Raw genomic sequence first — 20,204 nt, 5'->3', positions numbered from 1 at the left:
CCCGGCCTCGCCCGCGTGCTACGCCCAGCCGAGCTCGTGCAGCCGGTCGTCGTCGATGCCGTAGAAGTGGCCGATCTCGTGCACCAGGGTGGTGTGCACCTCGTCCTTGAGCTCGTCCAGCGTGTCGCACTCGAGCAGGTGCTGCTTCCGGAAGACGACGATCCGGTCCGGCAGCTCGCCGAAGCCGTACTGGCCGCGCTCGGTCTGGGCGACGCCGTCGTAGATGCCGAACAGGTCGGAGCCGTCTTCGGGCTCGTCCTCGACCACGAAGACGACGTTGTCGAGCCCGTCGACCATGTCGTCGGGCAGGAGGTCGAGTTCATCGGTCACGAGCTGCTCGAAGTCCGCGGTCGACATCTCCATCACGGGAGGATCGTGGCACAGCTGGCCGGACGTGTCCTGGCCGGTGGATGGTCGCCCCGGGTCTGCCGTGCCACGCGGTGCACACGAGAGCGCCCGGGCCGGACGGCGCTCGAGAGCGGTCGGGCCGGACGGCACGCGATCGGACATCGCCTCATGACGAAAGCCCCCGTCCATCGGACGAGGGCTTTCGGAGACTGGGGTGAGTAACGGGGCTTGAACCCGCGACCTCCTGGACCACAACCAGGCGCTCTACCAGCTGAGCTATACCCACCATGCGTCAGTCCGGCGAGCCGGAGCAACCACTCGATTGTAGTACATCCGGAGGCCTGCCCAGACCACGATCCCTAGTCGGCGACCTGCGCGGCGCCCTGCGGTGCGACCTCGGGTGTCGAGGCCGACACCGGCTCCGGGGTGGACTGCGGCGCCAGGCGGGACTCCCACTTCGCGACGACCTCGGCTGCGACGGCCTTGACGTCCTCGCTGGCGGGCCCGGGCTCGGGCGTGAACCCCGCGCGGCGGTAGTACTCGAGCTCGCGGATCGACTCGAGGATGTCGGCGAGGGCGCGGTGTCCGCCGTGCTTCTCGGGGGAGTTGAAGTACACGCGCGGGAACCAGCGTCGGCACAGTTCCTTGATGCTCGAGACGTCGACGCTGCGGTAGTGCAGGTGGCTGTCGATGCGCGGCATGTACTTCGCCAGGAACGCGCGGTCCGTGCCGATGGTGTTGCCGGCCAAAGGAGCCGTGCCCTCGGCGGGGACGTGGGCGAGGATGTACTCGAGGACCTGGTACTCGGCGTCCGCCAGGGACACACCGTTCGGGATCTCCTCGATGAGGCCCGACGTGGTGTGCATCTTCGTGACGAAGTCGTTCATGTTGTCGAGCGCCGACTGGTCCGGCTTGATAACGATGTCGAACCCCGGGTGCACGGGGTTGAGGTCGAAGTCCGTGATGACCACCGCCACCTCGACGAGCTCATCGACATCGACGTCGAGCCCCGTCATCTCACAGTCGATCCAGACGAGGCGGTCATTCGCGGCAGACATACAGCGATCCTACTTCCGCGCACCGACGCCCCGCGGCTCCTGTGGATCGCACCTCGGACGGCACGGGGGACGCCGCTGCCCCGGGCGCGAGCGGGCGGAACACCGGCGTCCGCTCGCGTTCGCCGTCGGTCTTCCGCCCGCTCGCTGCTGCGGAGCCCGGACGGGAGGCCCGTGACCGGTCCGCCGGACAGGTCACGTGCCTCCCGTCTGCCGCACGGACGCGAGCGGGTGGAATTCCGGAGGCCGCGTGCGCAGCACCCTGGCATTCCGCCCGCTCGCCCGCGGGCAGCGCGGAGCGCCCCCGGGAGGCCCGCAACTGGTCCGCTGGGCGGGTCACGTGCCTCCCGTCTGCCGCACGGACGCGAGCGGGCGGAATCCCGGAGGCCGCGTGCGCAGCACCCTGGCATTCCGCTCGCTCGCCCGCGAGCAGCGCGGAGCGCACGCCGGGGAGGCCCGCGATCGGTCCGTCGGGCAGGTCACGTGCCTCCCGTCCGCTCCGCGAGGGCGAGCGGGCAGAATCCCGGAGGCCGCGTGCGCAGCACCCTGGTATTCCGCCCGCTCGCCGGCGGGCGGCGCGGAGCGCCCCCCCGGGAGGCCCGTGGCCGGTCCGTCGGGCGGGTCACGTCCCGCTCGCGCGACCAGCGGACGCGAGTGGGCGGAATCCCGGCTGGCGAGCGCGGCGCACCCTGGCATTCCGCCCGCTCGCGCGCCCCTCGCCAACCCCAACCCGGCCGGCCCGCCGCTGGCCCCGCCCGCCGAACCCCGCCCGCCGAACCCCGCCACCACACACCGGTGGCCGGGCCCGCACCGCGGACCCGACCACCACCACCCCGAGGAGCTACGCCATCTCGCCGGCGGAGATCGCCTCGGCCTCGACGCGCTCGGGCTCCTCCCCGTCGTCGACGCGCCGGAGCACCTTCGTGGTGAGCACGACGACCAGGAACGCGACGGCCACGGACACGCCCGCGAAGACGTAGGCGGCACTCGGCGAGTACGCGTCGGCGAGGAGCGTCGCGACGGGCGGGGCGATCGCGCCACCGATGAAGCGGACCGCGGAGTAGGCGCTGGACGCGACGGAGCGGGGGAGGTCGGTCGCCTCCATGACGCACTCGGTGAGCACGGTGTTCAGGACCCCGAGCACGAGCCCACCGATGACGACGCAGACGATGAGCCCGGCCTGCGACCGCACGACGACGGCTGCGGCGAACAGGTCGAGCGCGAGCAGTGGCAGCGCGAGCTTGAGGACGCTGGTCCGACGCATCCGTGCGGTGAGCATCGGCGCGACCCACACCGAGGTGATCGCGAGGCCGACGCCCCAGCCGAAGAACGTGAAGCCGATACCGAGTGCGCCGAACCCGAGCGGGAAGGGCGTGTAGGCGAGCAGGACGAAGAAGCCGATGTTGTAGAAGAGCGCGGTCGCTGCGAGGGCAGCGAGTGCCGGTCGGCCCAGGGCACGGAACGGTGCGGAGAGCTTGGTCGGTGTGGGCTTCTCGAGCGTCCCGGTCTTCAGGAGCACCACGATGGCGATGAACGCGACGGCCATCAGCGTGGTGACGCCGAAGAACGGTCCTCGCCAGCTGACGGATCCGAGCAGGCCGCCGACGAGGGGTCCGACCGCGATGCCCAGGCCGAGCGCCGCCTCGTAGAGGATGATCGCCGACGCGGTCCCACCCGACGCCGCACCGACGATGGTGGCGAGCGCGGTCGAGATGAAGAGCGCGTTGCCGAGACCCCAGCCGGCGCGGAAGCCGATGATCGTCCAGACGTCGTTCGACACGGCGGCGAGGACCGAGAACAGCACGATGAGGGCGAGCCCGATCATCAGGGTCTTCTTCGCGCCGATCCGGCTGGACACCCAACTGGTGAAGAACATTGCGACACCGGTGACGGCGAGGTAGCTGGTGAAGAGCAGCTCGGTCTGCGCGGGCGTCGCCCGGAGGGATTCGGCGATCGCGGGGAGGATCGGGTCGACGAGGCCGATGCCCATGAAGGCGACGACGCAGGCGAAGGCGATCGCCCACACCGCCGACGACTGCTTCAGGATCGAGCCGGACCGGCCCTGCGAGCCGGACTGCCCGGCTGGTGCGTGCGCGTTCACGCGGTGGTCTCCGTTCTGGTCCTCGCTGCGATGAGGGCCGATGCGTCGTGCAGGATGTCCCAGTCGTCGTCGGTCAGGTCCTGGAACAGGGGACCGACGGTGCTGGTGAGGGCGGCTCGCCACGCGACGAGTCGCTGGCGTCCGAGGTCGGTGATCTCGATGCGTTGGCCGCGCGAGTCGTCGGGGTCGACGGTCCGGGCGACGAGTCCGTCGGCGGTCATGCCGCCGACCAGGCGGGTCATCGTCGGCTGGGACACCCGGGAGGCCCGGGCGAGTTCGCCGAGCCGCAGGGACTCGTCGGCCTCGAGGATGCCGAGGGTCCGCCAGACGGCGGTGGACGTCGTGTGGCCCGTGGCCTGGAGCGCGGACCGGATGAGCCGGTTCACGGAGACGAGGAGCGTCTCGATGGTCTGTTCCCGCGCTTGTTCCACCGTGGAACTATATAGCGCGGCTATGGATCCGGCAAGGAGGCCCGGCACCCCGCCGCCACGACCCTCGCGTCCGCCACGTGGTCACGCTGCGCTGGACGGCGGTGCCCCCTGCCCTGGTAGAAGGGACGCATGACCGACATCACCATCCACGAGGGCGACGAGTTCACCGCCATCTTTCACGAGGGCCCCTTCGACGGGACCACGGACACCCGCACCGCCACGAGCGACGCGCTGGACGACGAGGTGACGGTGTTCGCGGACGTCGAGGGCCTGCAGACCGCCTTCACCTACAAGGCCACCGGCTCCCGCCAGGTCCTCGACCAGATCTCGGTCGACTACACCTTCGCGCCCGACGAGTCCGACCCGGTCGACGACCTGCAGGACCGCGGCGACCGCTCGGGCGAGTTCGACCGCGAGTAGCAGCCACCGACAGTGCCCCCGGTCGTCCTCGACGGCCGGGGGCACTGTCGTGCGGCCGGGCGGCCACTGCCGGGCAGCTCCTGCCGGGCGGCACTGTCGTCTGATCGGGAGTGTCCCGCCCGCACCCCGCGTTGCACCACACCATGCAGGTCGATCTCTGGACGTCCGCGTTCTGCGCGCCGTGTGCCGCTGCCCGTCGGGTCGTCGGCGACGCCGCGCGTCTCGTGCCGGGCCTCGTCGTCACCGAACGGGACATCGCGAACGACCCCGAGCGCGTCGAGGAGCTCGGCATCCGGTCGACGCCGACCGTCCTGGTCCGACGCGACGACGGGTCCGAGGTCTTCCGCTCAGCGGGCGTCCCGACCCGTGACCAGTTCCTCGTCGCGGTCGCGAAGGCGCTCGACTGACACCGGCGTGACCGGCGTGACCGGCGTGACCGGCGTGACCGGCGGGGGCGAGGTTGGCACTGGCGTCATCGACACTGGCATCATCGGTGGACGCAGCGCCCGACGGGCCCGCCGCACGGACCGCTTGAGCGCCCGGATCGGCGTCCCGATGAGCGCCGCCACCCGGCCGAGCACCGACCGGTCGTGGTCGCCGAGTGCGTTCCGCCGCTCCCACGCCCGTCGCAGCACGCCGCCCCGACTCCGCCGGGCAGCGGGTCGGTCCACCAGGCGTCCGGCGTCCCGGAGCCGCATGAGGTCCTCGGTGCGGTCCGCCCAGTCGTCGTCGGCTGCCGCGTGGAAGTAGTTTTCTGCCATCCACTCCGCACGGACCGTCCCGAACCGGCCGTGCACCAGGTCGTCGGCGGTGCCCTCGAGCCCGCTGCCGACGAACACCTCGTTGATGAGGGAGCGCGACGTGCCGAAGTCCGTCAGTGTCAGCGCCGGCACACCCCGGGCAGCGGCTTCGAGTACCGCCGTCGAGCTGATCGTCACGAGCGCCACGGCCCGGTCGAGGTGCACCGACATCGGCCCGGCCTCGACCACCAGGTTCGGCGGCGCATCGGCCGGCACCAGGTCGGCGTACGGGAAGGTCTCGCGGTGCGTCTGCTGTTCGCCGGCGGCCGCGCGGGTCTTCACCACGACGCGCCACTCCGGGTGCGCCCGTGCCGTGTCGGCGAGCCAGCCGACGACGCGACGGCGGTCGTCCTCCTCCGCGGGCACGCTCGGCTGCGCGGCGAACACGACCGAGTCGCGGACCACCCCGGCGCGTGCCGCCCCCGCCGACCGGGCGAAGGGCAGCGTCGCGAGCGCGAAGGACGGCTCGACGCCGCCGGAGGTCGCAAGGGCCCGGTACTCCCGGACCTCGCGGTGGCTGTGCAGCACGAACAGGTCGGCGCGCGCCCGCAGGAACACGCCCTTCCACTTCGACGGGAACGAGATGCCCGGCAGCCCGCTGAGCAACACCGGTCGGCGCGGGACCGTTCGCATGACCTGGTCGATGAGGACCTCCGCCACCGGGCCGATGCAGGACACCAGGACCGCGTCCGGCGGGTCGGCCTGGAGGCGCGCCACGACGTCGTCCACGGCCAGCGGCTCGGGAGGTGCGAGGTCGATCGGTCCCAGACGGGCATCGACGTCACGGAACGCCGCCCGCAACTGCCCCGGACTCGCCGACCGCGGCGTGGCCACCGTCAGCAGTTCCAGCGACCAGTGCGCCGGAGCCGCCGAGAGCAGGTGGGCGCCCCACTTCGCGAACGAGTCCGTGTCGACCAGGCCGACCACCCGGCGGCGGCGAGGCGGTGCGGCGGCGGGGTGGCGTGCCTCCCGGCCGTCAGCCACCCCGTCGGCGTCGTGCGCCCGAGCGCTCACGCACCCACCCGGCGGAGCTTGGCGAGGGGCGCCTGCTCGCCGGGGAAGATGCGCTTGACGCCGTCGCCCATCGCGGTCTCGATGATGCGGATGTCGCGGACCAGCGTGCGGAGGCCGTGCGGCTCGAGCGAGGCCGCGTGGTCCGACCCCCACATCGTGCGGTCGAGGGTGATGTGCCGCTCGACGGCCGTGGCACCGAGCGCGACGGCCGCCAGGGATATCTGCAGCCCGGGCTCGTGACCCGAGTACCCGACCGGCACGCCCGCGTATGCGTAGCGGTTCGCGAGGGTCTCGATCATGCGGAGGTTCGCCTCCTCGGGGGGCAGCGGGTACGTCGAGGTGGCGTGCATGAGCACGAGCCGCTCGGTGCCGAGGGTCGAGACGGCGCGGTCGATCTGCTCCATCGTCGACATGCCGGTCGACAGGATCACGGGCTTGCCGGTCGCGGCGACGGCGGCGAGCATGCCGAGGTCCGTCACCGACGCCGAGGCGATCTTGTAGGCGACGACGTTGAGGTCCTCGAGGAAGGCGACCGACGGCTCGTCCCACGGCGACGCGAACCAGTCCAGGCCGCGGAGGGTCGCGTGGTCACCGATCTCGATGTACTGGTCGCGGTCGAACTCGACGCGGTAGCGGTAGTCGAGGTAGGTCATGTCGCCCCAGGGGGTGCTGCGCGGCATCGACTTCATGTGCTCGGGCGTGGAGATCTCCGGCGTCCGCTTCTGGAACTTCACGGCCTGCATGCCGGCGTCGGCGGCGACGTCGATGAGCTGCTTGGCGATCTCGACGTCGCCGTTGTGGTTCAGGCCGATCTCGCCGATGAGGTACGCGGGGTTGCCCGCGCCGATGGTGGAGAGGCCGATGCGGACGCTCATGGTGCTCCGTTCTCCGCGGCGGAGGTCCGCGCGGGGTGAGGGTCGGTGTGCGCTGGTTCTGGTGCGGTGGGCGCGGGCGCGGTCACGGTGGGCGAGGTCGCGGCGGACGCGGTCGCGGTGGGCGCGGCGGCGGTCGTCCGTGAGCGGGCGGAAGCGCCGGGTGCGGCCGCGGTGGGGGCTGGCTTTTCGCCCGCTCGCGGGGTGGAGGTGCGTGAGCGGGCGGAAGCGTCGGGTGCGGCCGCGGTGGGGGCTGGTCTTTCGCCCGCTCGCGGAGCGGGCTGGGCCGCGGCGGCGCCGCCGCCCTCGAGGAGGGGCGCCAGCGCGGACGCGAGGGCCAGGTCGTGCGGCTCGTCGATGTCGATCGCGGTCGAGGCCGGGACGACGGCCAACTCGACGCGCCCCACGAAGCGGTGGCGGGCCTCCCGGAAGGCGGCGACGCGGACCGCGTAGAAGGCGCCGGTCTCGCGGTACTCCGGTGCCCGGTCCTGCCGGCGGGGGCGCGTGGCGGCATCGTGGTTGACGGCGATGGCTGAGCCGTCCTCGGCGACGCGCCAGAGGAAGGCGTGCGACGGGGCGGCGGCGAGGACCGAGTCGGCAGCGCCCTCGAGGACACGCCCGACAGCCCGGTCGAGGTCGGCCGAGTCGATGAACGGCGACGTCGCCTGCAGGAAGAGGAGGACCTCCGGACCATGGTGCTCGGCTTCCTCCGGCCCCGGGGTCGCGACCGTCTCGAGGGCGTGCAGGAGCGCGGACTCCGAGGAGGCCTCGTCCCCGGCGAGGTCTGCCGGACGTCGGACGACCCGCGCCCCGGCGGCGACCGCCTCGGCAGCGATCGCGTCGCCGTCGGTGCTCACCACGACCTCGTCCACCGTCTCGGCGGCGCGGGCGGCCGCGACCGCGCGTGCGACCAGGGTGCGGCCGGCGACCTGGCGGAGGTTCTTGCCCGGGATCCCCTTCGAGCCCGCTCGCGCCGGGATCACCGCGAGGACACGGGGCTTGGAGCTCATGGGGGAAACGTAGGGAGCGGCGGTGACGCTGAGAGGAACGGCAGGGAGACGGGCGGCGAACCGTTCCGGAAGCCGGTGCGGCAGCGGCGCGGCCGGGGGCGCGGTCTGGCCGGGAGGCGCGTGGTGCGGGCGGGGGGTCTGGCCGGGAGGCGCGTGGTGCGGCCGGGGGGTCTGGCCGGGAGGCGCGTGGTGCGCGAGCGGGCGGAGTACCCGGGTGCGGGCGGTTGCGTCCCTGGTGTTCCGCCCGCTCGTGGCGGCTGCTGGTCGGCTCGCGGCGGGCGCTGGTCTGCTCGTGCCGGCTGTCCTAGGGTCGAGAGGTGCTCGGCGCCGATGACGTTCTCGACCCTCCGCCACGACGAGTCCTGGTGGCGGGAACAGCCGGCGTCGGCAAGACCACGACGGCGCGGCGGATCGCGCGGTCGGTCGGTGCGCCCCACACGGAGCTCGACGGGATGTACCACGGGCCCGGTTGGACGGTGCTGCCGGACTTCGAGGCGCGGGTGGACGCGGTGACCTCGGCTCCGACCTGGGTCTCCGAGTGGCAGTACCGGCGCGTGCGGCCGTTGCTGGTCGAGCGTGCGGACACCCTGGTCTGGCTCGACCTGCCGAAGCCAGTGGCGTTCGTCCGTCTCCTCCGACGGACGGTGCGCCGACGCCTGCAGCGCACCGTCCTGTGGAACGGCAACGTCGAACCGCCGCTGTGGACGTTCTTCACCCGCAGAGAGCACATCCTCCGCTGGGGCATCGCGACGCGGAACGAGATGCGCGAGCAGGTGCCCGCGCTGGCTCCCGACGCCCCGCACCTGCGCATCGTCCGGCTGCGGTCGCAGCGGGAGATCGAGCGGTTCGTCGGGCAGCTGCGCACGCACAGCGAATAAGATCGTCGGCGTCCGCCCCCGTAGCTCAGTGGATAGAGCAGGTGGTTTCTACCCACCGTGCCGCGGGTTCGATTCCTGCCGGGGGCACCGACGACGAAGGCCGCCGTCCCTCGCGGGGTGGCGGCCTTCGTGGTGTGGCGGGCGTCAGCTCACTCGTCGTCGTCGGCACCGCGGCGACGGAGTTCGCTGGCGCTGACCGGGTTCGAGTACGGCGACTCAGAAGTCTCGTTCGCGTCGGCCGGCTCGGCCGGGGCGTCGGCGATCCGGGTCGGAATCGACATCGTGTTGGTGGTGCCGGAAGCGTCGACACGAGCGTCACTGCGTTCGTCACGGTCGTCGCCGCGGCCCTCGTCGTCGCGGGAGGAGCCCCGAGCGGTCCACGACGCCGGCAGGTCGTTGCGGCCGTTCCGCTCGTCGCGCACGATCGGTGCACGGTCCGCGGAGCCGGGGCGGGCGGAGCCGACCGGGACGTCGTCCACCGTGTCGGCGTTGTCGGCGTCACCGTCGGTGGAGCCGGACGTCCGGGCGGCAGACCAGCCTCGGTTCGGCGATCCGAACGCGGGGGAGCCGAGCGTCGGACGGATCGGGGTCGTTTCGCCGTCGGAGTACGGGCGCGTGGTGTTGTCCGAGATCGGGACGGTGGCGTCGGAGCCGGCACCGGTCGGACGTCCGGCAGGTGCGTCGGACGAGCTCGGGAATGCCTGCGTGGGAGCCGCGGCCGACGAACCGGCACTGGCTGCTGCAGTGGATCGCGCGCCGGCATCCGCGGCCGGGGCGACCGTCGGCTGGGCGGGGCGCAGCGAGGTGGTGGTCGGGGTGGGGGCCGGCTCCGGTGTGCGGGACGAGTCGACCTTGTCGGCGTTCCAGTCCTGCTGACGCTTGATGAGGTCGGCGTCGGGGTCCGGGGAGTCGAACTTCCAGCGCTCGAGGTCGCTCTTGAAGAGCTTGCGCGCACGACCCGGGCGGGCCTGCCACTCGAGGATGCGATCACGGAACTCGGTCAGTGACTGCTCCGCCTGGAAGCTGAACGTCGAGGAGTTCTTCTTGATGTCCGCGATCTCGTGCTGGGCCCAGTTGGCAGCGATCGGCGCTCCGGCCACGGGGAGCAGCCGGAGCCGGATGTCCGCGTCCTCGGCGAGGTGGTCGGCGTAGGCGCGCTCGTCGTGCCCGAGGGAGCCCCAGTTGGCGGCTTTCCGCGCTGCCGACACGAGTCCGGCGACCGCGGCGTTCTTCGCTTCACGCTCCTGGAGCGCGACGACGCGCTTCGTGGCCGCACGGCCGATCAGGGCCGCGACGATGCCGGCGACGACGATCGCGACGAAGGGGATGATCGCCCCCGACAGCACGCGCCAACCGGCGTCGGACGAGGTCCAGTCGTTCAGGTCGTTCCACCACTGCATGCGCGCACCATACGTCGGGATCGGTCAGGGTCTCGGCATGACAGGCGGAGGAACCGCACATCCATCGCATCTGATTCCGATGTGGAACATCATCACCAGCGCAGGGTGTCGACGGCGTCGTCCGCGTCCCACACGTTGGGGAGTTCGACGAAGCGGCGTTCGGCAGCGACGTAGCGGCGGGCGCGGTACGCGGTGTCCCCGGCCACGTCCACACGGTCCACGTACCCGACGATCTCGCCGTTGGCACGAGTGACCCGGCTGAGGTCGTCGCGCACGTCCAGGATGCGGAGGTCCCCACGGGACCGGGCCACCGGTCGGGGCGAGTGGATGTTCAGCCGGGCGTCCGTCGTCGTGTGCATGTGGGCCTCCTGGTCATGGGGTGTGTCTCGAACGTACGTTCGACCACCGACACGCCGTCGGGCCGCAGCCCGATCTGGGGAAGACGCGCGGGCCTCCCGGGGTTGTGGAGGACAGTTCCCACAAGGGCTCGCCCGAGCCCAGGAAGGCAGGTCCCGACCATGACCACGTTCGTGCTCGCAGGTGGGTGTTTCTGGTGCCTCGATGCGGTGTACCGCACACTGGAGGGCGTGCAGGACGTCGTGTCCGGCTACGTCGGCGGGAGTGACCCGCACCCGACGTACGAGCAGGTGTGCACCGGCACGACCGGCCACGCCGAGGCCGTCGCGGTCACGTTCGACGAGTCCGTCCTGCCGGCGCAGGTCGTCCTCGACGTGTTCTTCACCCTCCACGACCCGCGGCAGTTGAACCGACAGGGCGCCGACGTCGGTACCCAGTACCGGTCGGCGATGTTCCCGGCGGACGACGAACAGCGCGCGCTGTTCGCGCAGGCGATCGAGCGGGCAGCCGACATGTGGGACGGCGGGATCGTCACCACGATCGAGCCGCTCGGCCGGTTCCACCGGGCAGAGGAGTACCACCAGGACTTCTTCGCGAAGAACCCCGGGCAGGGGTACTGCCTGGCGGTCGCACTCCCGAAGGTCAACAAGGTGCGCAAGGCATACAGTCGGTACATCCTGGCGTCCTGACACGACGGGGCGTCGGGGCCACGAGGAGGTGGTCGCACGATGACGAACGACACGATGACGAACGACACACTGCAGAACGCGGACACGACGACGGGGACCTGGGTCGCCGTCGGACCGGCAGGCGTGGTGGGCACCATCCACCACGACGCCGACGGGTTCCGGGTGGAGCTGTACGGGCGGCGTGGCCCGGGCGGGACCTACCCGTCGCTCCAGTCCGCCAAGGGCGCGGTGCACAAGGCGATGGGTCCGCTCGCGGACCGGCCCGAGTTCCACGCGCACTGATCCGGACTGGAGGCTCCGATCACCTTCCTGCACAGGGAGCGTGATCGGGGCCTCCTCTCCACATCCTCGGCCTGACCGGCCGCAGGCGGCGTCGGTTGGCCGACGATCGACGCATGAACGACACGATCACGGTCTGCGGCATCGTCGCCACCGAACCCCGCCACCTCGTCACCGAGACGGGCATCGCCATCACGAGTCTCCGGCTCGCCTCGCCGTCCCGTCGCTGGGACCGCCAGACGTCGACCTGGGGCAACGGTCCGACCAACTGGTACACCGTCACCGCCTTCCGGTCCCTCGCCGCCAACGTCAACCGGTCGCTCAGCAAGGGTGACCGGGTCCTCGTCACCGGACGCGTGCGCATCCGGAACTGGGAGCGCGACGGACGCGGCGGGACGAGCGTCGAGATCGACGCCGAGGGGATCGGGCACGACCTGGCGTGGGGGATCAGCAACTGGATGCGGCTCCCGCGGCACGTCACCGAGGCGAACGCAGCTCCCGGATCCTCGCCGCGGGTCGACCACGAGACCGGTGAAGTCCACGAGGACACCCCGGACGCCGCCCACCCACCGGTCGACGCGGCCCCGGACGACACGCATCCCGACGACCACCAGGGTGCCGACGACTCGGTCGCCGCGCTGCTGGAGCCCGGCGCCGACGAACGACCGGACCACCCGGTGACGCTCGACGCGGCCTGATCTCGGCACCGAGGCCCACGGGTACCCGGTGTCGTCACTACACTTGGAGCGATATGGCTGAGTACATCTACCAGATGGTCCGCGCCCGCAAGGCGGTCGGTGACAAGCTGATCCTCGACGACGTCACGATGTCGTTCCTGCCCGGCGCCAAGATCGGCGTCGTCGGGCCGAACGGTGCGGGCAAGTCGACGATCCTGAAGATCATGGCGGGGCTCGACCAGCCCTCGAACGGCGAGGCGAAGCTGACCCCGGGCTTCACCGTCGGCATCCTCATGCAGGAGCCGGAGCTCGACGAGACCAAGACGGTCCTCGAGAACGTCCAGGAAGGCGTCGGCGAGATCCACGGGAAGCTCGCGCGCTTCAACGAGATCTCCGCACTGATGGCCGAGCCGGACGCCGACTTCGACGCGCTGCTGGCCGAGATGGGCACCCTGCAGGAAGAGATCGACGCGGCCGACGCGTGGGACCTCGACTCGCAGCTCGAGCAGGCCATGGCCGCGCTCCAGTGCCCGCCGAGCGACGAGCTCGTCACGCACCTCTCCGGTGGTGAGAAGCGTCGTGTCGCGCTCTGCAAGCTCCTGCTGCAGAAGCCGGACCTGCTGCTCCTCGACGAGCCCACCAACCACCTGGACGCCGAGAGCGTGCAGTGGCTGGAACAGCACCTGCAGCAGTACCACGGCGCCGTCCTCGCCGTGACCCACGACCGGTACTTCCTGGACCACGTCGCCCAGTGGATCGCCGAGGTCGACCGCGGTCGTCTCTACCCGTACGAGGGCAACTACTCGACCTACCTCGAGAAGAAGCGCGCTCGTCTCGAGGTCCAGGGCAAGAAGGACGCGAAGCTCGCCAAGCGTCTGACGTCCGAGCTGGACTGGGTCCGCAGCAACACGAAGGGCCGTCAGGCCAAGTCCAAGGCACGTCTTGCCCGGTACGAGGAGATGGTCACGGAGGCCGAGCGCACGCGCAAGCTCGACTTCGAGGAGATCGTCATCCCCGTCGGCCCGCGTCTGGGCTCGCAGGTCATCGACGCCGAGAAGCTGCACAAGCAGTTCGGCGAGCGCGTCATCATCGGCGACCTGTCCTTCACGCTCCCGCGCAACGGCATCGTCGGCGTCATCGGCCCGAACGGCGTCGGCAAGACCACGCTGTTCAAGACGATCGTCGGCCTCGAGCCGCTCGACGGCGGCACGCTGAAGATCGGTGACACCGTCGACATCTCGTACGTCGACCAGAGCCGTGGTGGCATCGACCCGAACAAGAACCTGTGGGAGGTCGTGTCCGACGGACTCGACTACATCCAGGTCGGCAAGACCGAGATCCCGTCCCGCGCGTACGTCTCGCAGTTCGGCTTCAAGGGGCCGGACCAGCAGAAGCGTGCCGGCATCCTCTCCGGTGGTGAGCGGAACCGTCTGAACCTGGCGTTGACGCTGAAGCAGGGCGGCAACCTGCTGCTCCTCGACGAACCGACGAACGACCTGGACGTCGAGACGCTGGGCAGCCTCGAGAACGCGCTGCTCGAGTACCCCGGTTGCGCCGTGGTCATCACCCACGACCGGTGGTTCCTCGACCGCATCGCCACGCACATCCTCGCCTGGGAAGGCCTGAACGAGGACGGCACCCCGAACTGGTACTGGTTCGAGGGCAACTTCGAGGCGTACGAAGAGAACAAGATCGAGCGCCTCGGGGCCGACGCTGCGAAGCCCGGCCGCGCGACGTACCGCAAGCTGACCCGGGACTAGTCCCGGTGGCACGCCTGCACGCTCCGATCCGCATCCGCTGGAGTGACATCGACGCCTACGGGCACGTCAACAACTCTGCGATGCTCCGGCTGCTCGAAGAAGCACGCGTGCTGGCGTTCTGGGCGCCGGACCCCGACGAGGTCGACGAGTCGGGGTCCGCGCCGGTACCGGTGATCGACGGTCGGCCCGGATCGGGTACGATGACGGTGATCGCGGCGCAACGCCTCGAGTACCTCGCGTCGACGCCGTACTTCCGCCGACCGCTCGACATCCAGCTCTGGATCGGGCGGATCGGCGGCGCGAGCCTCGAGATCTCGTACGAAGTGTGGTCCCCGGTGGGGCACGACCCAGCCGAGCTCTACACGCGGGCGACGACGACGCTGGTCCTGGTCGATGCGGAGACCAACCGACCACGACGGCTGACCGACGAGGAGCGTGCGGCGTGCGAGCAGTACGTCGAGCCTCCAGTCACGTTCTCCCGCCCCTGAGCCGAGGTCGGCCTGTCGCTGCGCCGTAGGTCGTCAATCTGCTGACGGGACCCGCATCATGCCCTCCTGCGCGACGGTCGCGAGCAGGCGCCCGTCCCGCGAGAACATCCGGCCGAAGGCGAGCCCACGGCCGCCCTGTGCGCTGGGGGACTCCTGCGCGTACAGCACCCACTCGTCGGCTCGACCGTCGCGGTGCCACCACATCGCGTGGTCGAGACTCGCGAGCTTGACTCCGGGGGTGCCCCAGGCCATCCCGTGCCGACGCATGATCGGCTCGAGGAGCGACAGGTCGCTCGCGTACGCGAGGACCGCGCGGTGCAGGGCCGGGTCGTCCGGCAGGTCACGTTCGACGCGGAACCACACCGCCTGGTGTGCGACCCGCGCGCCCTGCACGTCGACGTAGACCGAGCCCTCGACGTGCCGCATGTCGATCGACCGTTCCGCCCAGGCCTGCGCCGTCGGGTGGTCGATGGACGCGAGCACGGACGCAGCCGACGGCAGTGACTCCGGGTCCGGCACGTCCGCGGGGAACGGGTCCTGGTGTTCGGCACCGACGTCGGGCGTCTGGAAGGACGCGATCATCGAGAAGATCGGGACGCCGTTCTGGTACGCCTGCGCCCGACGCGTCGCGAAGGACCGGCCGTCGTGGATCCGCTCGACGCCGAACGTGATCGGCACGTCGATGGCCCCGGGCCGCAGGAAGTAGCCGTGGACCGAGTGGATGGCGCGTCCCTCGATGGTGGTCTGCGCGGCGACGATGCACTGCGCGAGGACCTGCCCGCCGAACACACGGCCGCCGGGGGACCAGTGGCTCGCTCCGGTGAGGATGGTCTCCCGGGTGCTCGCTCCGGTGTCCTCGAGCTGCAGGGTGGAGAGGAAGTCGGGTTCGCGGTTCACCAGCCCAGTGTACGAACGCGCGGCGAGCGAGCGAGTGCGGGCACGGCTCACGATCGTGCCGGGCGTGGGTGCCGGGCAGGGATTCCGCTCGCGGGGTCGATGAGGTCGACCGCTGGCCCGTCCTCGTCGTCGAGGGGGTCGGGCGGTCCCGTGACGTCGGCTCCGACGAGCTCGGCGAGGCTCGGCGAGTTCCGGAGCAGGCTCCAGACGGACACGGCGACGAGCGCTCCGCCGACGCTCGCGAGCCAGGGGACGACGACGTGCGACCAGACATCGGGTGACGCGAGCCAGACGACGTGGTTGGCGATCGTCGAACCGGTGAGGCCGAGCAGCAGACCGAGACCGGGTCGGAGGCTCGGACCGGCGAGCAGGCCGGCGACGACGAGGACGGACAGCAGGGCGTTGAGCAGGTGCGGCATGAGCAGGCAGGCGGGGTGCGACAGGCAGGAAGGCAGGAAGGTAGGCAGCCAGGTGGCTGGGCGGAGCAAGGAACAGACCGACGGGCCGGCCCGGGATCGGGCCGACCCGTCGGTCGGGGGAACGGTAAGGGTCTGTCTCGCGCTGCGGTCGGTCCGACCGCCAGCGGGTCAGCTGCTGGCGGCAGCCTGCTCGACCGCGAGTGTCTCGGCGCCACCGCCCGTGCTGATGGCGATCTTGCGCGGCTTCGAGGACTCCTGCACCGGGATCGTGACGCTCAGCACGCCGTTGTCGTAGTGGGCGGCGATGCGCTCGACGTCCAGGCCGTCGCCGAGTGTCAGCTGTCGGACGAACGAGCCCGGCTGCCGTTCGCGGGTGAGCCACTGCGCACCCTCGGGGGCGCCGAGCGTCCGCTCTGCCCGGATCGTGAGCACGGAGCCGTCGACGTCGATGTCGACCGAACCCGGGTCGACACCGGGCAGGTCGACGTCCATCACGTAGTGGTCGCCCGCGCGGTACAGGTCCATCGGCATCGAGCGGGGGCCGGTGCCGGCTCCGGCGAGGAGGGACCCGGCGAGACGGTCGAACTCGCGGAACGGATCGAAGTTCATGGCCATCTGACATCAACTCCTTCTCTGAGTGGTTCGCAGTTGAGTCGCCGTGACTCAACTGCGACCTGTTTTAGCACTCGAACCCGGAGAGTGCCAAAAGACTGCTCAGAGGACGCCGAGAGCGCAGCCAGCGAGCCTGCGAACGGTCGCGGCTAGGATCGATGGCGACATGAGCAGCTCGTTCACCCTTCCCGACGCCGCTTCGCTCGGCGACCTCCGCACCTACCTCGGGCGGGCCGCTCGGATCGAGGACGGGTCGGTCCGCCTGATCGCCGACTCCGGCGTCCTGGCGGTCTACACCGCGATCCTCTACCCGCTCGGACTGCTCGACGAGCTGCCGACCGTGCTCGGGCTCCGGACGTTCGCACTGACCCAGCCGGAGCACATCGACGTCGTCGTACCGCTGCGCTCGTTCCAGGAACGGCTGCGTCTGCTCGCCGAGGCGCAGGACGCCGCGGACGTCGACAGCGCCGACCCGACACGGGCCACGCCGATCGAGGTCGAGCTGCCCCTCGAGGTCCACACCGTCACCTGGGCCGCGATCTCACCGCCTCGCGGGGGATGGGCACCGTTGTCGGACGTCTCCGCCGAGCTCCTGCACCGTGCAGCGCGGCAGGGCATCGACGAGGTCGCGGCCGCGGTGCCGGCGAGCTCGGGGGAGTCCATCGTCCGACGCGTCCGCTCGGAGGTGTGGGGTCGACCGATCGCTGGCGTCGAGCACCTGCCCGCCGGCGCGGGCTTCGCTGCCGAGAGCCTCGGCTTCCTGGGCACCGAACCGGTCCGGCTGTTCGAGACCGGTCCGTGGAGTCGACTGACGACCTCGCGGGGGCACGTGCTCGTCAAGCGTCGAGCCTGGACCCTGGGCTCCTAGCCCCGACCGTCGACCGGAGCTCGTCGACCGAGCCCGGCGCCGGGTCCACCAGCCCGCCAGCAGGCACGCGTGGTTCGCTCGGGGTCATGCACGTCTTCCTCACCGGTGCGTCCGGGTACATCGGCTCGGCCGTCCTCCGCGCACTCATCGCCCGTGGCCACACCGTCACCGCCGTCCTCCGATCGGGCGAGAAGGCGGCCCGTGCCCGTGAGGCCGGCGCCACCGCGGTCGTCGGCGACCTGGCCGACCAGGAGCTCGTCGCCCGGCTCGCGCGGGAGGCCGACGCCGTCGTCCACACCGCCTCGGCCGAGGACGTCGACCCTGGTTTCACCGCGACGGTCCTCGAGACGCTCGACGGGACCGAGAAGCCGTTCGTCCACACCGGGGGGATCTTCACCTTCGGCGCGTCCGGCGACATCACCGAGGACACACCGATCGCACCGCCGGCACTCACGGCGTGGCGGACGGCCAACGAGGCTCACGTCCGCGCGAGCACCGTCCGCACCACCGTCGTCGCGCCCGGCATCGTCCACGGACACGGCGCGGGCATCCCGACGATGTTCGTCCCCGACGGTGATGCACCGGTCCGTCTGGTCGGTGACGGCACGCAGCGCTGGACGACCGTGCACGTGGACGACCTGGCCGAGCTCTACGTCCTCGCGGTCGAGCGCGGTGACCAGGACGGGTACCTGGTCGCAGCGTCCGGCCACAACCCGACGGTCCGCGACCTCGCCCAGGCCGGTGTCGAGGGGCAGCCCGGTGTCGAGGGGCAGGCCGATGCCCGCGCCGCCGTGGTCGCCGAGTCCGTCGACGAATCACGCCAGCGCCTCGGCACGGACTTCGCCGACGCCCTGCTGCTCGACCAGGCGGCGACCGGTGCGCACGCTCGCGGCCTCGGGTGGCAGCCGTCGCGCCCGACCCTGGTCGAGGAACTCCGGAGCGGCTACCGCGCCGACTGACGCGGACGCGCCAGCCGACGCGGACGCGCCGCCCCACGCGGACGCGCCGCCCGTCGCGGACGCGCCGCTCGTCGCGGACGCGCCGCTCGACGCGGACGCGCGAGCACGGCACGGCACGGCACGCGAGAGCACGATGCATCCACAGCGTGGCGCGCGACCAGACGACGGACGGGAGGCCCGTGGCGGACCCGCCACGGGCCTCCCGTCCGTCGTCTGTGGCCAGACCACACCGACCGACGCCGACCTCAGTCGAACGAGTTCGTCATCGCGTGGGCCGCACGGTCGAGGTAGCCCCACAGCTCGGCCTCGTCGAGCGGGGCGAGGTCGAGCGACTCGACCGCGTCGTGCATGTGCTGGAGCCAGTGCTCGCGCGCCTCGGGCGTGATCCGGAAGGGGTTGTGCCGCATCCGCAGCCGGGGGTGCCCGCGGTGCTCGCTGTACGTCGACGGCCCGCCCCAGTACTGCTGGAGGAACTGCGAGAGGCGCCAGATCGCGCCCTCGAGGTCTTCGGCCGGGTACATCGGCCAGATCACCTCGTCCTGCTGCACACCCTCGTAGAAGCGACGCACCAGGCGGTCGAAGGTCGGTGCGCCACCGATCCGGTCGAAGAGCGAGCCGCTCGCCGCCGCACCACCGAGCCCGACGCGGAGCGTGACGGGCTGCGCCGGTACGGCGCCACCCACACCCGCGTCCCCGGCCGGCGGGCCGATCGGCAGTGACGGTCCGGTCATGGTGAGTCCTCGTGGTCGGTGCTGGGTTCGTCCCCGGTGCGGATGGCCCGCCCGAAGACGTTCCGCCGCGCGCTGCGTGACCTGGTGGGCGCCGGGACGGGGGCGGTGCGCACGGGGCGCAGGCCGTTGACCGAGGTGGCGTTCTCCCACCCGGCGGGCATGATCATCGACATCGCCGGCAGGGTCACGCCGAGTTCGTCGACGCTGTGTTTCAGGCGGATGCGGAGTTCCCGGCCGACGACGTCGAGTTCGGACGCGCGGGTCTTCACGACCAGGCGGAAGACCATGCCCGTGTCGGTGATCGACTGCAGACCCCAGATCTCGGGCTTCTCGACGATGCGCTGGCGCCAGCGTGACTCCTGCGACATCGTGACGGCCGCGTCCAGGAGGGCGTCCTGCACGGCGTCGATGTCGGTGTCGTACGGGACGGTGATGTCGACCAGGACGCGGGACCACCCCTGGGACAGGTTGCCGACGCGCAGGATCTGGCCGTTCGGCACGAACCACAGGATCCCGTTCACGTCGCGGATCTGCATGACCCGGAGGCCGACGTTCTCGACGATGCCGGTCGCCTGCCCGGTGTCGACGACGTCGCCGACACCGGCCTGGTCCTCGAGGATCATGAAGATGCCGGACAGGATGTCGCGGACGATGCTCTGCGCGCCGACCGCGAGGCCAGCGGCGACGACGGAAGCGCCACCGACGATGCCGACCGCGGCGGTGGGGAAGACCGTCGAGATGATGATGGCGAACGCGATGACCGCGACGACGACGGTCGCCAGGTTCTCGAGGACGCTGCCGAGGGTGCGGGTGCGCTGGACGACCCGTGCCGTCTGCAGTGGCGATGCGACGAGCGCCTGGGTGTCCGCGGCGCCCTGCCGCTTCTTGACGCCGTTGACGATCCGGTCGACGACCTGCTTGATCATGCGGCGCAGGATGACGCGGAGGATCACCGCCGCCAGCAGGACGATGACGATGGTGATCGGGACGTGCCAGGTGTCGACGAACTGGGTGAAGGTGTTCGACGCCCACTTCGAGACGTCGGGGGAGTCTGCAGCCAAGAGCATGATCCGGTCGATGCTAAGCGGCGAGGCCTCGGTGTCCCTGGAGGAACGCCGAGGCCTCGCCGCCGGTCACAT

At 71.3% G+C, this 20,204-nt stretch carries 24 protein-coding genes and 2 tRNA genes; 11 read left to right on the top strand and 15 right to left on the bottom strand.

Annotated features, from left to right (window positions below):
- Positions 1 to 18 precede the first annotated feature (18 nt).
- The 5 genes from JOD51_RS12000 to JOD51_RS11980 all read right to left on the bottom strand — a co-directional run bounded on the left by JOD51_RS12000 (position 19) and on the right by JOD51_RS11980 (position 3,935).
- Complete coding sequence (locus tag JOD51_RS12000) at positions 19 to 363, bottom strand: metallopeptidase family protein (protein ID WP_204608776.1); 345 nt, start codon at positions 361 to 363, stop codon at positions 19 to 21.
- A 195-nt stretch (positions 364 to 558) separates the two neighbouring features.
- Positions 559 to 634: transfer RNA gene (locus JOD51_RS11995), tRNA-His, on the bottom strand.
- 73 nt (positions 635 to 707) lie between these two features.
- Positions 708 to 1,406: an oligoribonuclease gene (gene orn / locus JOD51_RS11990; protein ID WP_204608774.1), complete on the bottom strand. Its 699-nt coding sequence runs from the start codon at positions 1,404 to 1,406 to the stop codon at positions 708 to 710.
- A gap of 838 nt (positions 1,407 to 2,244) precedes the next feature.
- Positions 2,245 to 3,504, bottom strand: coding sequence for an MFS transporter (locus tag JOD51_RS11985; RefSeq protein WP_204608771.1), 1,260 nt, complete (start codon positions 3,502 to 3,504; stop codon positions 2,245 to 2,247).
- Positions 3,501 to 3,935, bottom strand: a complete 435-nt coding sequence (locus JOD51_RS11980; RefSeq protein WP_204608768.1) for a MarR family winged helix-turn-helix transcriptional regulator — start codon at positions 3,933 to 3,935, stop codon at positions 3,501 to 3,503. The genes JOD51_RS11985 and JOD51_RS11980 overlap by 4 nt, the downstream gene beginning before the upstream one ends.
- A 129-nt stretch (positions 3,936 to 4,064) precedes the next feature.
- Here JOD51_RS11980 and JOD51_RS11975 point away from each other — a divergent pair, with 129 nt between their 5' ends.
- Both JOD51_RS11975 and JOD51_RS11970 read left to right on the top strand, forming a co-directional pair.
- Positions 4,065 to 4,355, top strand: a complete 291-nt coding sequence (locus JOD51_RS11975) for a hypothetical protein (protein WP_110905054.1) — start codon at positions 4,065 to 4,067, stop codon at positions 4,353 to 4,355.
- A gap of 143 nt (positions 4,356 to 4,498) precedes the next feature.
- The gene (locus JOD51_RS11970; RefSeq protein WP_204608754.1) at positions 4,499 to 4,762 is read left to right on the top strand and encodes a YbbN family protein; all 264 of its coding nucleotides are present in this window, start codon (positions 4,499 to 4,501) and stop codon (positions 4,760 to 4,762) included.
- On the opposite strand, the gene JOD51_RS11965 is transcribed toward JOD51_RS11970, so the two are convergent.
- From JOD51_RS11965 to JOD51_RS11955, 3 genes are read right to left on the bottom strand one after another with little or no spacing between them, the layout of a single operon-like run.
- Positions 4,703 to 6,169, bottom strand: a complete 1,467-nt coding sequence (locus JOD51_RS11965; protein WP_204608751.1) for a DUF6716 putative glycosyltransferase — start codon at positions 6,167 to 6,169, stop codon at positions 4,703 to 4,705. The genes JOD51_RS11970 and JOD51_RS11965 overlap by 60 nt on opposite strands.
- Positions 6,166 to 7,044, bottom strand: a complete 879-nt coding sequence (locus JOD51_RS11960) for an N-acetylneuraminate synthase family protein (protein WP_204608748.1) — start codon at positions 7,042 to 7,044, stop codon at positions 6,166 to 6,168. Before JOD51_RS11960 ends, JOD51_RS11965 begins: the two co-directional genes overlap by 4 nt.
- Positions 7,041 to 8,051: an acylneuraminate cytidylyltransferase family protein gene (locus JOD51_RS11955; protein ID WP_239539862.1), complete on the bottom strand. Its 1,011-nt coding sequence runs from the start codon at positions 8,049 to 8,051 to the stop codon at positions 7,041 to 7,043. The genes JOD51_RS11960 and JOD51_RS11955 overlap by 4 nt, the downstream gene beginning before the upstream one ends.
- A gap of 365 nt (positions 8,052 to 8,416) precedes the next feature.
- Here JOD51_RS11955 and JOD51_RS11950 point away from each other — a divergent pair, with 365 nt between their 5' ends.
- Positions 8,417 to 8,929: a P-loop NTPase family protein gene (locus JOD51_RS11950; protein ID WP_259557824.1), complete on the top strand. Its 513-nt coding sequence runs from the start codon at positions 8,417 to 8,419 to the stop codon at positions 8,927 to 8,929.
- A gap of 14 nt (positions 8,930 to 8,943) precedes the next feature.
- Positions 8,944 to 9,016 (top strand) — tRNA-Arg (locus tag JOD51_RS11945).
- 62 nt (positions 9,017 to 9,078) lie between these two features.
- On the opposite strand, the gene JOD51_RS11940 is transcribed toward JOD51_RS11945, so the two are convergent.
- Entirely contained in the window at positions 9,079 to 10,329 is a 1,251-nt protein-coding gene (locus tag JOD51_RS11940; RefSeq protein WP_204608742.1) for a hypothetical protein, read from the bottom strand.
- A 92-nt stretch (positions 10,330 to 10,421) separates the two neighbouring features.
- Positions 10,422 to 10,688 (bottom strand): hypothetical protein, encoded by a 267-nt coding sequence (locus JOD51_RS11935; protein ID WP_204608739.1) that lies wholly within the window; start codon positions 10,686 to 10,688, stop codon positions 10,422 to 10,424.
- A 159-nt stretch (positions 10,689 to 10,847) separates the two neighbouring features.
- Here JOD51_RS11935 and msrA point away from each other — a divergent pair, with 159 nt between their 5' ends.
- The 5 genes from msrA (at position 10,848) to JOD51_RS11910 (ending at position 14,579) form a co-directional block, all read left to right on the top strand.
- Entirely contained in the window at positions 10,848 to 11,375 is a 528-nt protein-coding gene (gene msrA / locus JOD51_RS11930) for a peptide-methionine (S)-S-oxide reductase MsrA (RefSeq protein WP_204608735.1), read from the top strand.
- Positions 11,376 to 11,414: 39 nt separating this feature from the next.
- A complete protein-coding gene (locus tag JOD51_RS11925; RefSeq protein WP_239539860.1) occupies positions 11,415 to 11,657 on the top strand; it encodes a methyltransferase in 243 nt (80 codons plus the stop codon).
- A 113-nt stretch (positions 11,658 to 11,770) separates the two neighbouring features.
- The gene (locus JOD51_RS11920) at positions 11,771 to 12,352 is read left to right on the top strand and encodes a single-stranded DNA-binding protein (protein ID WP_204608732.1); all 582 of its coding nucleotides are present in this window, start codon (positions 11,771 to 11,773) and stop codon (positions 12,350 to 12,352) included.
- 53 nt (positions 12,353 to 12,405) lie between these two features.
- On the top strand, positions 12,406 to 14,091 hold the full coding sequence (gene ettA / locus JOD51_RS11915) for an energy-dependent translational throttle protein EttA (protein ID WP_111075944.1): 1,686 nt from the start codon (positions 12,406 to 12,408) through the stop codon (positions 14,089 to 14,091).
- A 5-nt stretch (positions 14,092 to 14,096) separates the two neighbouring features.
- Complete coding sequence (locus tag JOD51_RS11910) at positions 14,097 to 14,579, top strand: acyl-CoA thioesterase (protein WP_204608730.1); 483 nt, start codon at positions 14,097 to 14,099, stop codon at positions 14,577 to 14,579.
- Positions 14,580 to 14,612: 33 nt separating this feature from the next.
- Here the strand turns inward: JOD51_RS11910 and JOD51_RS11905 are convergent, their stop codons facing one another.
- The 3 genes from JOD51_RS11905 to JOD51_RS11895 form a co-directional block, all read right to left on the bottom strand.
- Positions 14,613 to 15,476 carry an acyl-CoA thioesterase gene (locus tag JOD51_RS11905; RefSeq protein WP_204608727.1) on the bottom strand — a complete coding sequence of 288 codons (864 nt, stop codon included), beginning with the start codon at positions 15,474 to 15,476 and terminating at the stop codon, positions 14,613 to 14,615.
- Between the two features lie 47 nt (positions 15,477 to 15,523).
- On the bottom strand, positions 15,524 to 15,895 hold the full coding sequence (locus tag JOD51_RS11900; protein WP_204608724.1) for a hypothetical protein: 372 nt from the start codon (positions 15,893 to 15,895) through the stop codon (positions 15,524 to 15,526).
- A 168-nt stretch (positions 15,896 to 16,063) separates the two neighbouring features.
- Entirely contained in the window at positions 16,064 to 16,510 is a 447-nt protein-coding gene (locus tag JOD51_RS11895) for an Hsp20/alpha crystallin family protein (protein WP_204608721.1), read from the bottom strand.
- A 163-nt stretch (positions 16,511 to 16,673) separates the two neighbouring features.
- On the opposite strand from JOD51_RS11895, the gene JOD51_RS11890 reads away from it, so the two are divergent.
- Entirely contained in the window at positions 16,674 to 17,375 is a 702-nt protein-coding gene (locus tag JOD51_RS11890; protein ID WP_204608718.1) for a DUF8185 domain-containing protein, read from the top strand.
- An 86-nt stretch (positions 17,376 to 17,461) separates the two neighbouring features.
- Complete coding sequence (locus JOD51_RS11885; protein WP_204608716.1) at positions 17,462 to 18,334, top strand: NAD-dependent epimerase/dehydratase family protein; 873 nt, start codon at positions 17,462 to 17,464, stop codon at positions 18,332 to 18,334.
- Positions 18,335 to 18,579: 245 nt separating this feature from the next.
- On the opposite strand, the gene JOD51_RS11880 is transcribed toward JOD51_RS11885, so the two are convergent.
- Positions 18,580 to 19,065: a globin gene (locus JOD51_RS11880; RefSeq protein WP_204608712.1), complete on the bottom strand. Its 486-nt coding sequence runs from the start codon at positions 19,063 to 19,065 to the stop codon at positions 18,580 to 18,582.
- A complete protein-coding gene (locus JOD51_RS11875) occupies positions 19,062 to 20,132 on the bottom strand; it encodes a mechanosensitive ion channel family protein (RefSeq protein ID WP_239539858.1) in 1,071 nt (356 codons plus the stop codon). Before JOD51_RS11875 ends, JOD51_RS11880 begins: the two co-directional genes overlap by 4 nt.
- Between the last annotated feature and the right edge of the window lie 72 nt (positions 20,133 to 20,204).

Origin of the sequence: Curtobacterium herbarum, from assembly GCF_016907335.1 — a bacterium.
GTDB classification, from domain to species: domain Bacteria; phylum Actinomycetota; class Actinomycetes; order Actinomycetales; family Microbacteriaceae; genus Curtobacterium; species Curtobacterium herbarum.
This window is presented reverse-complemented; position numbering and strand designations above follow the sequence as displayed.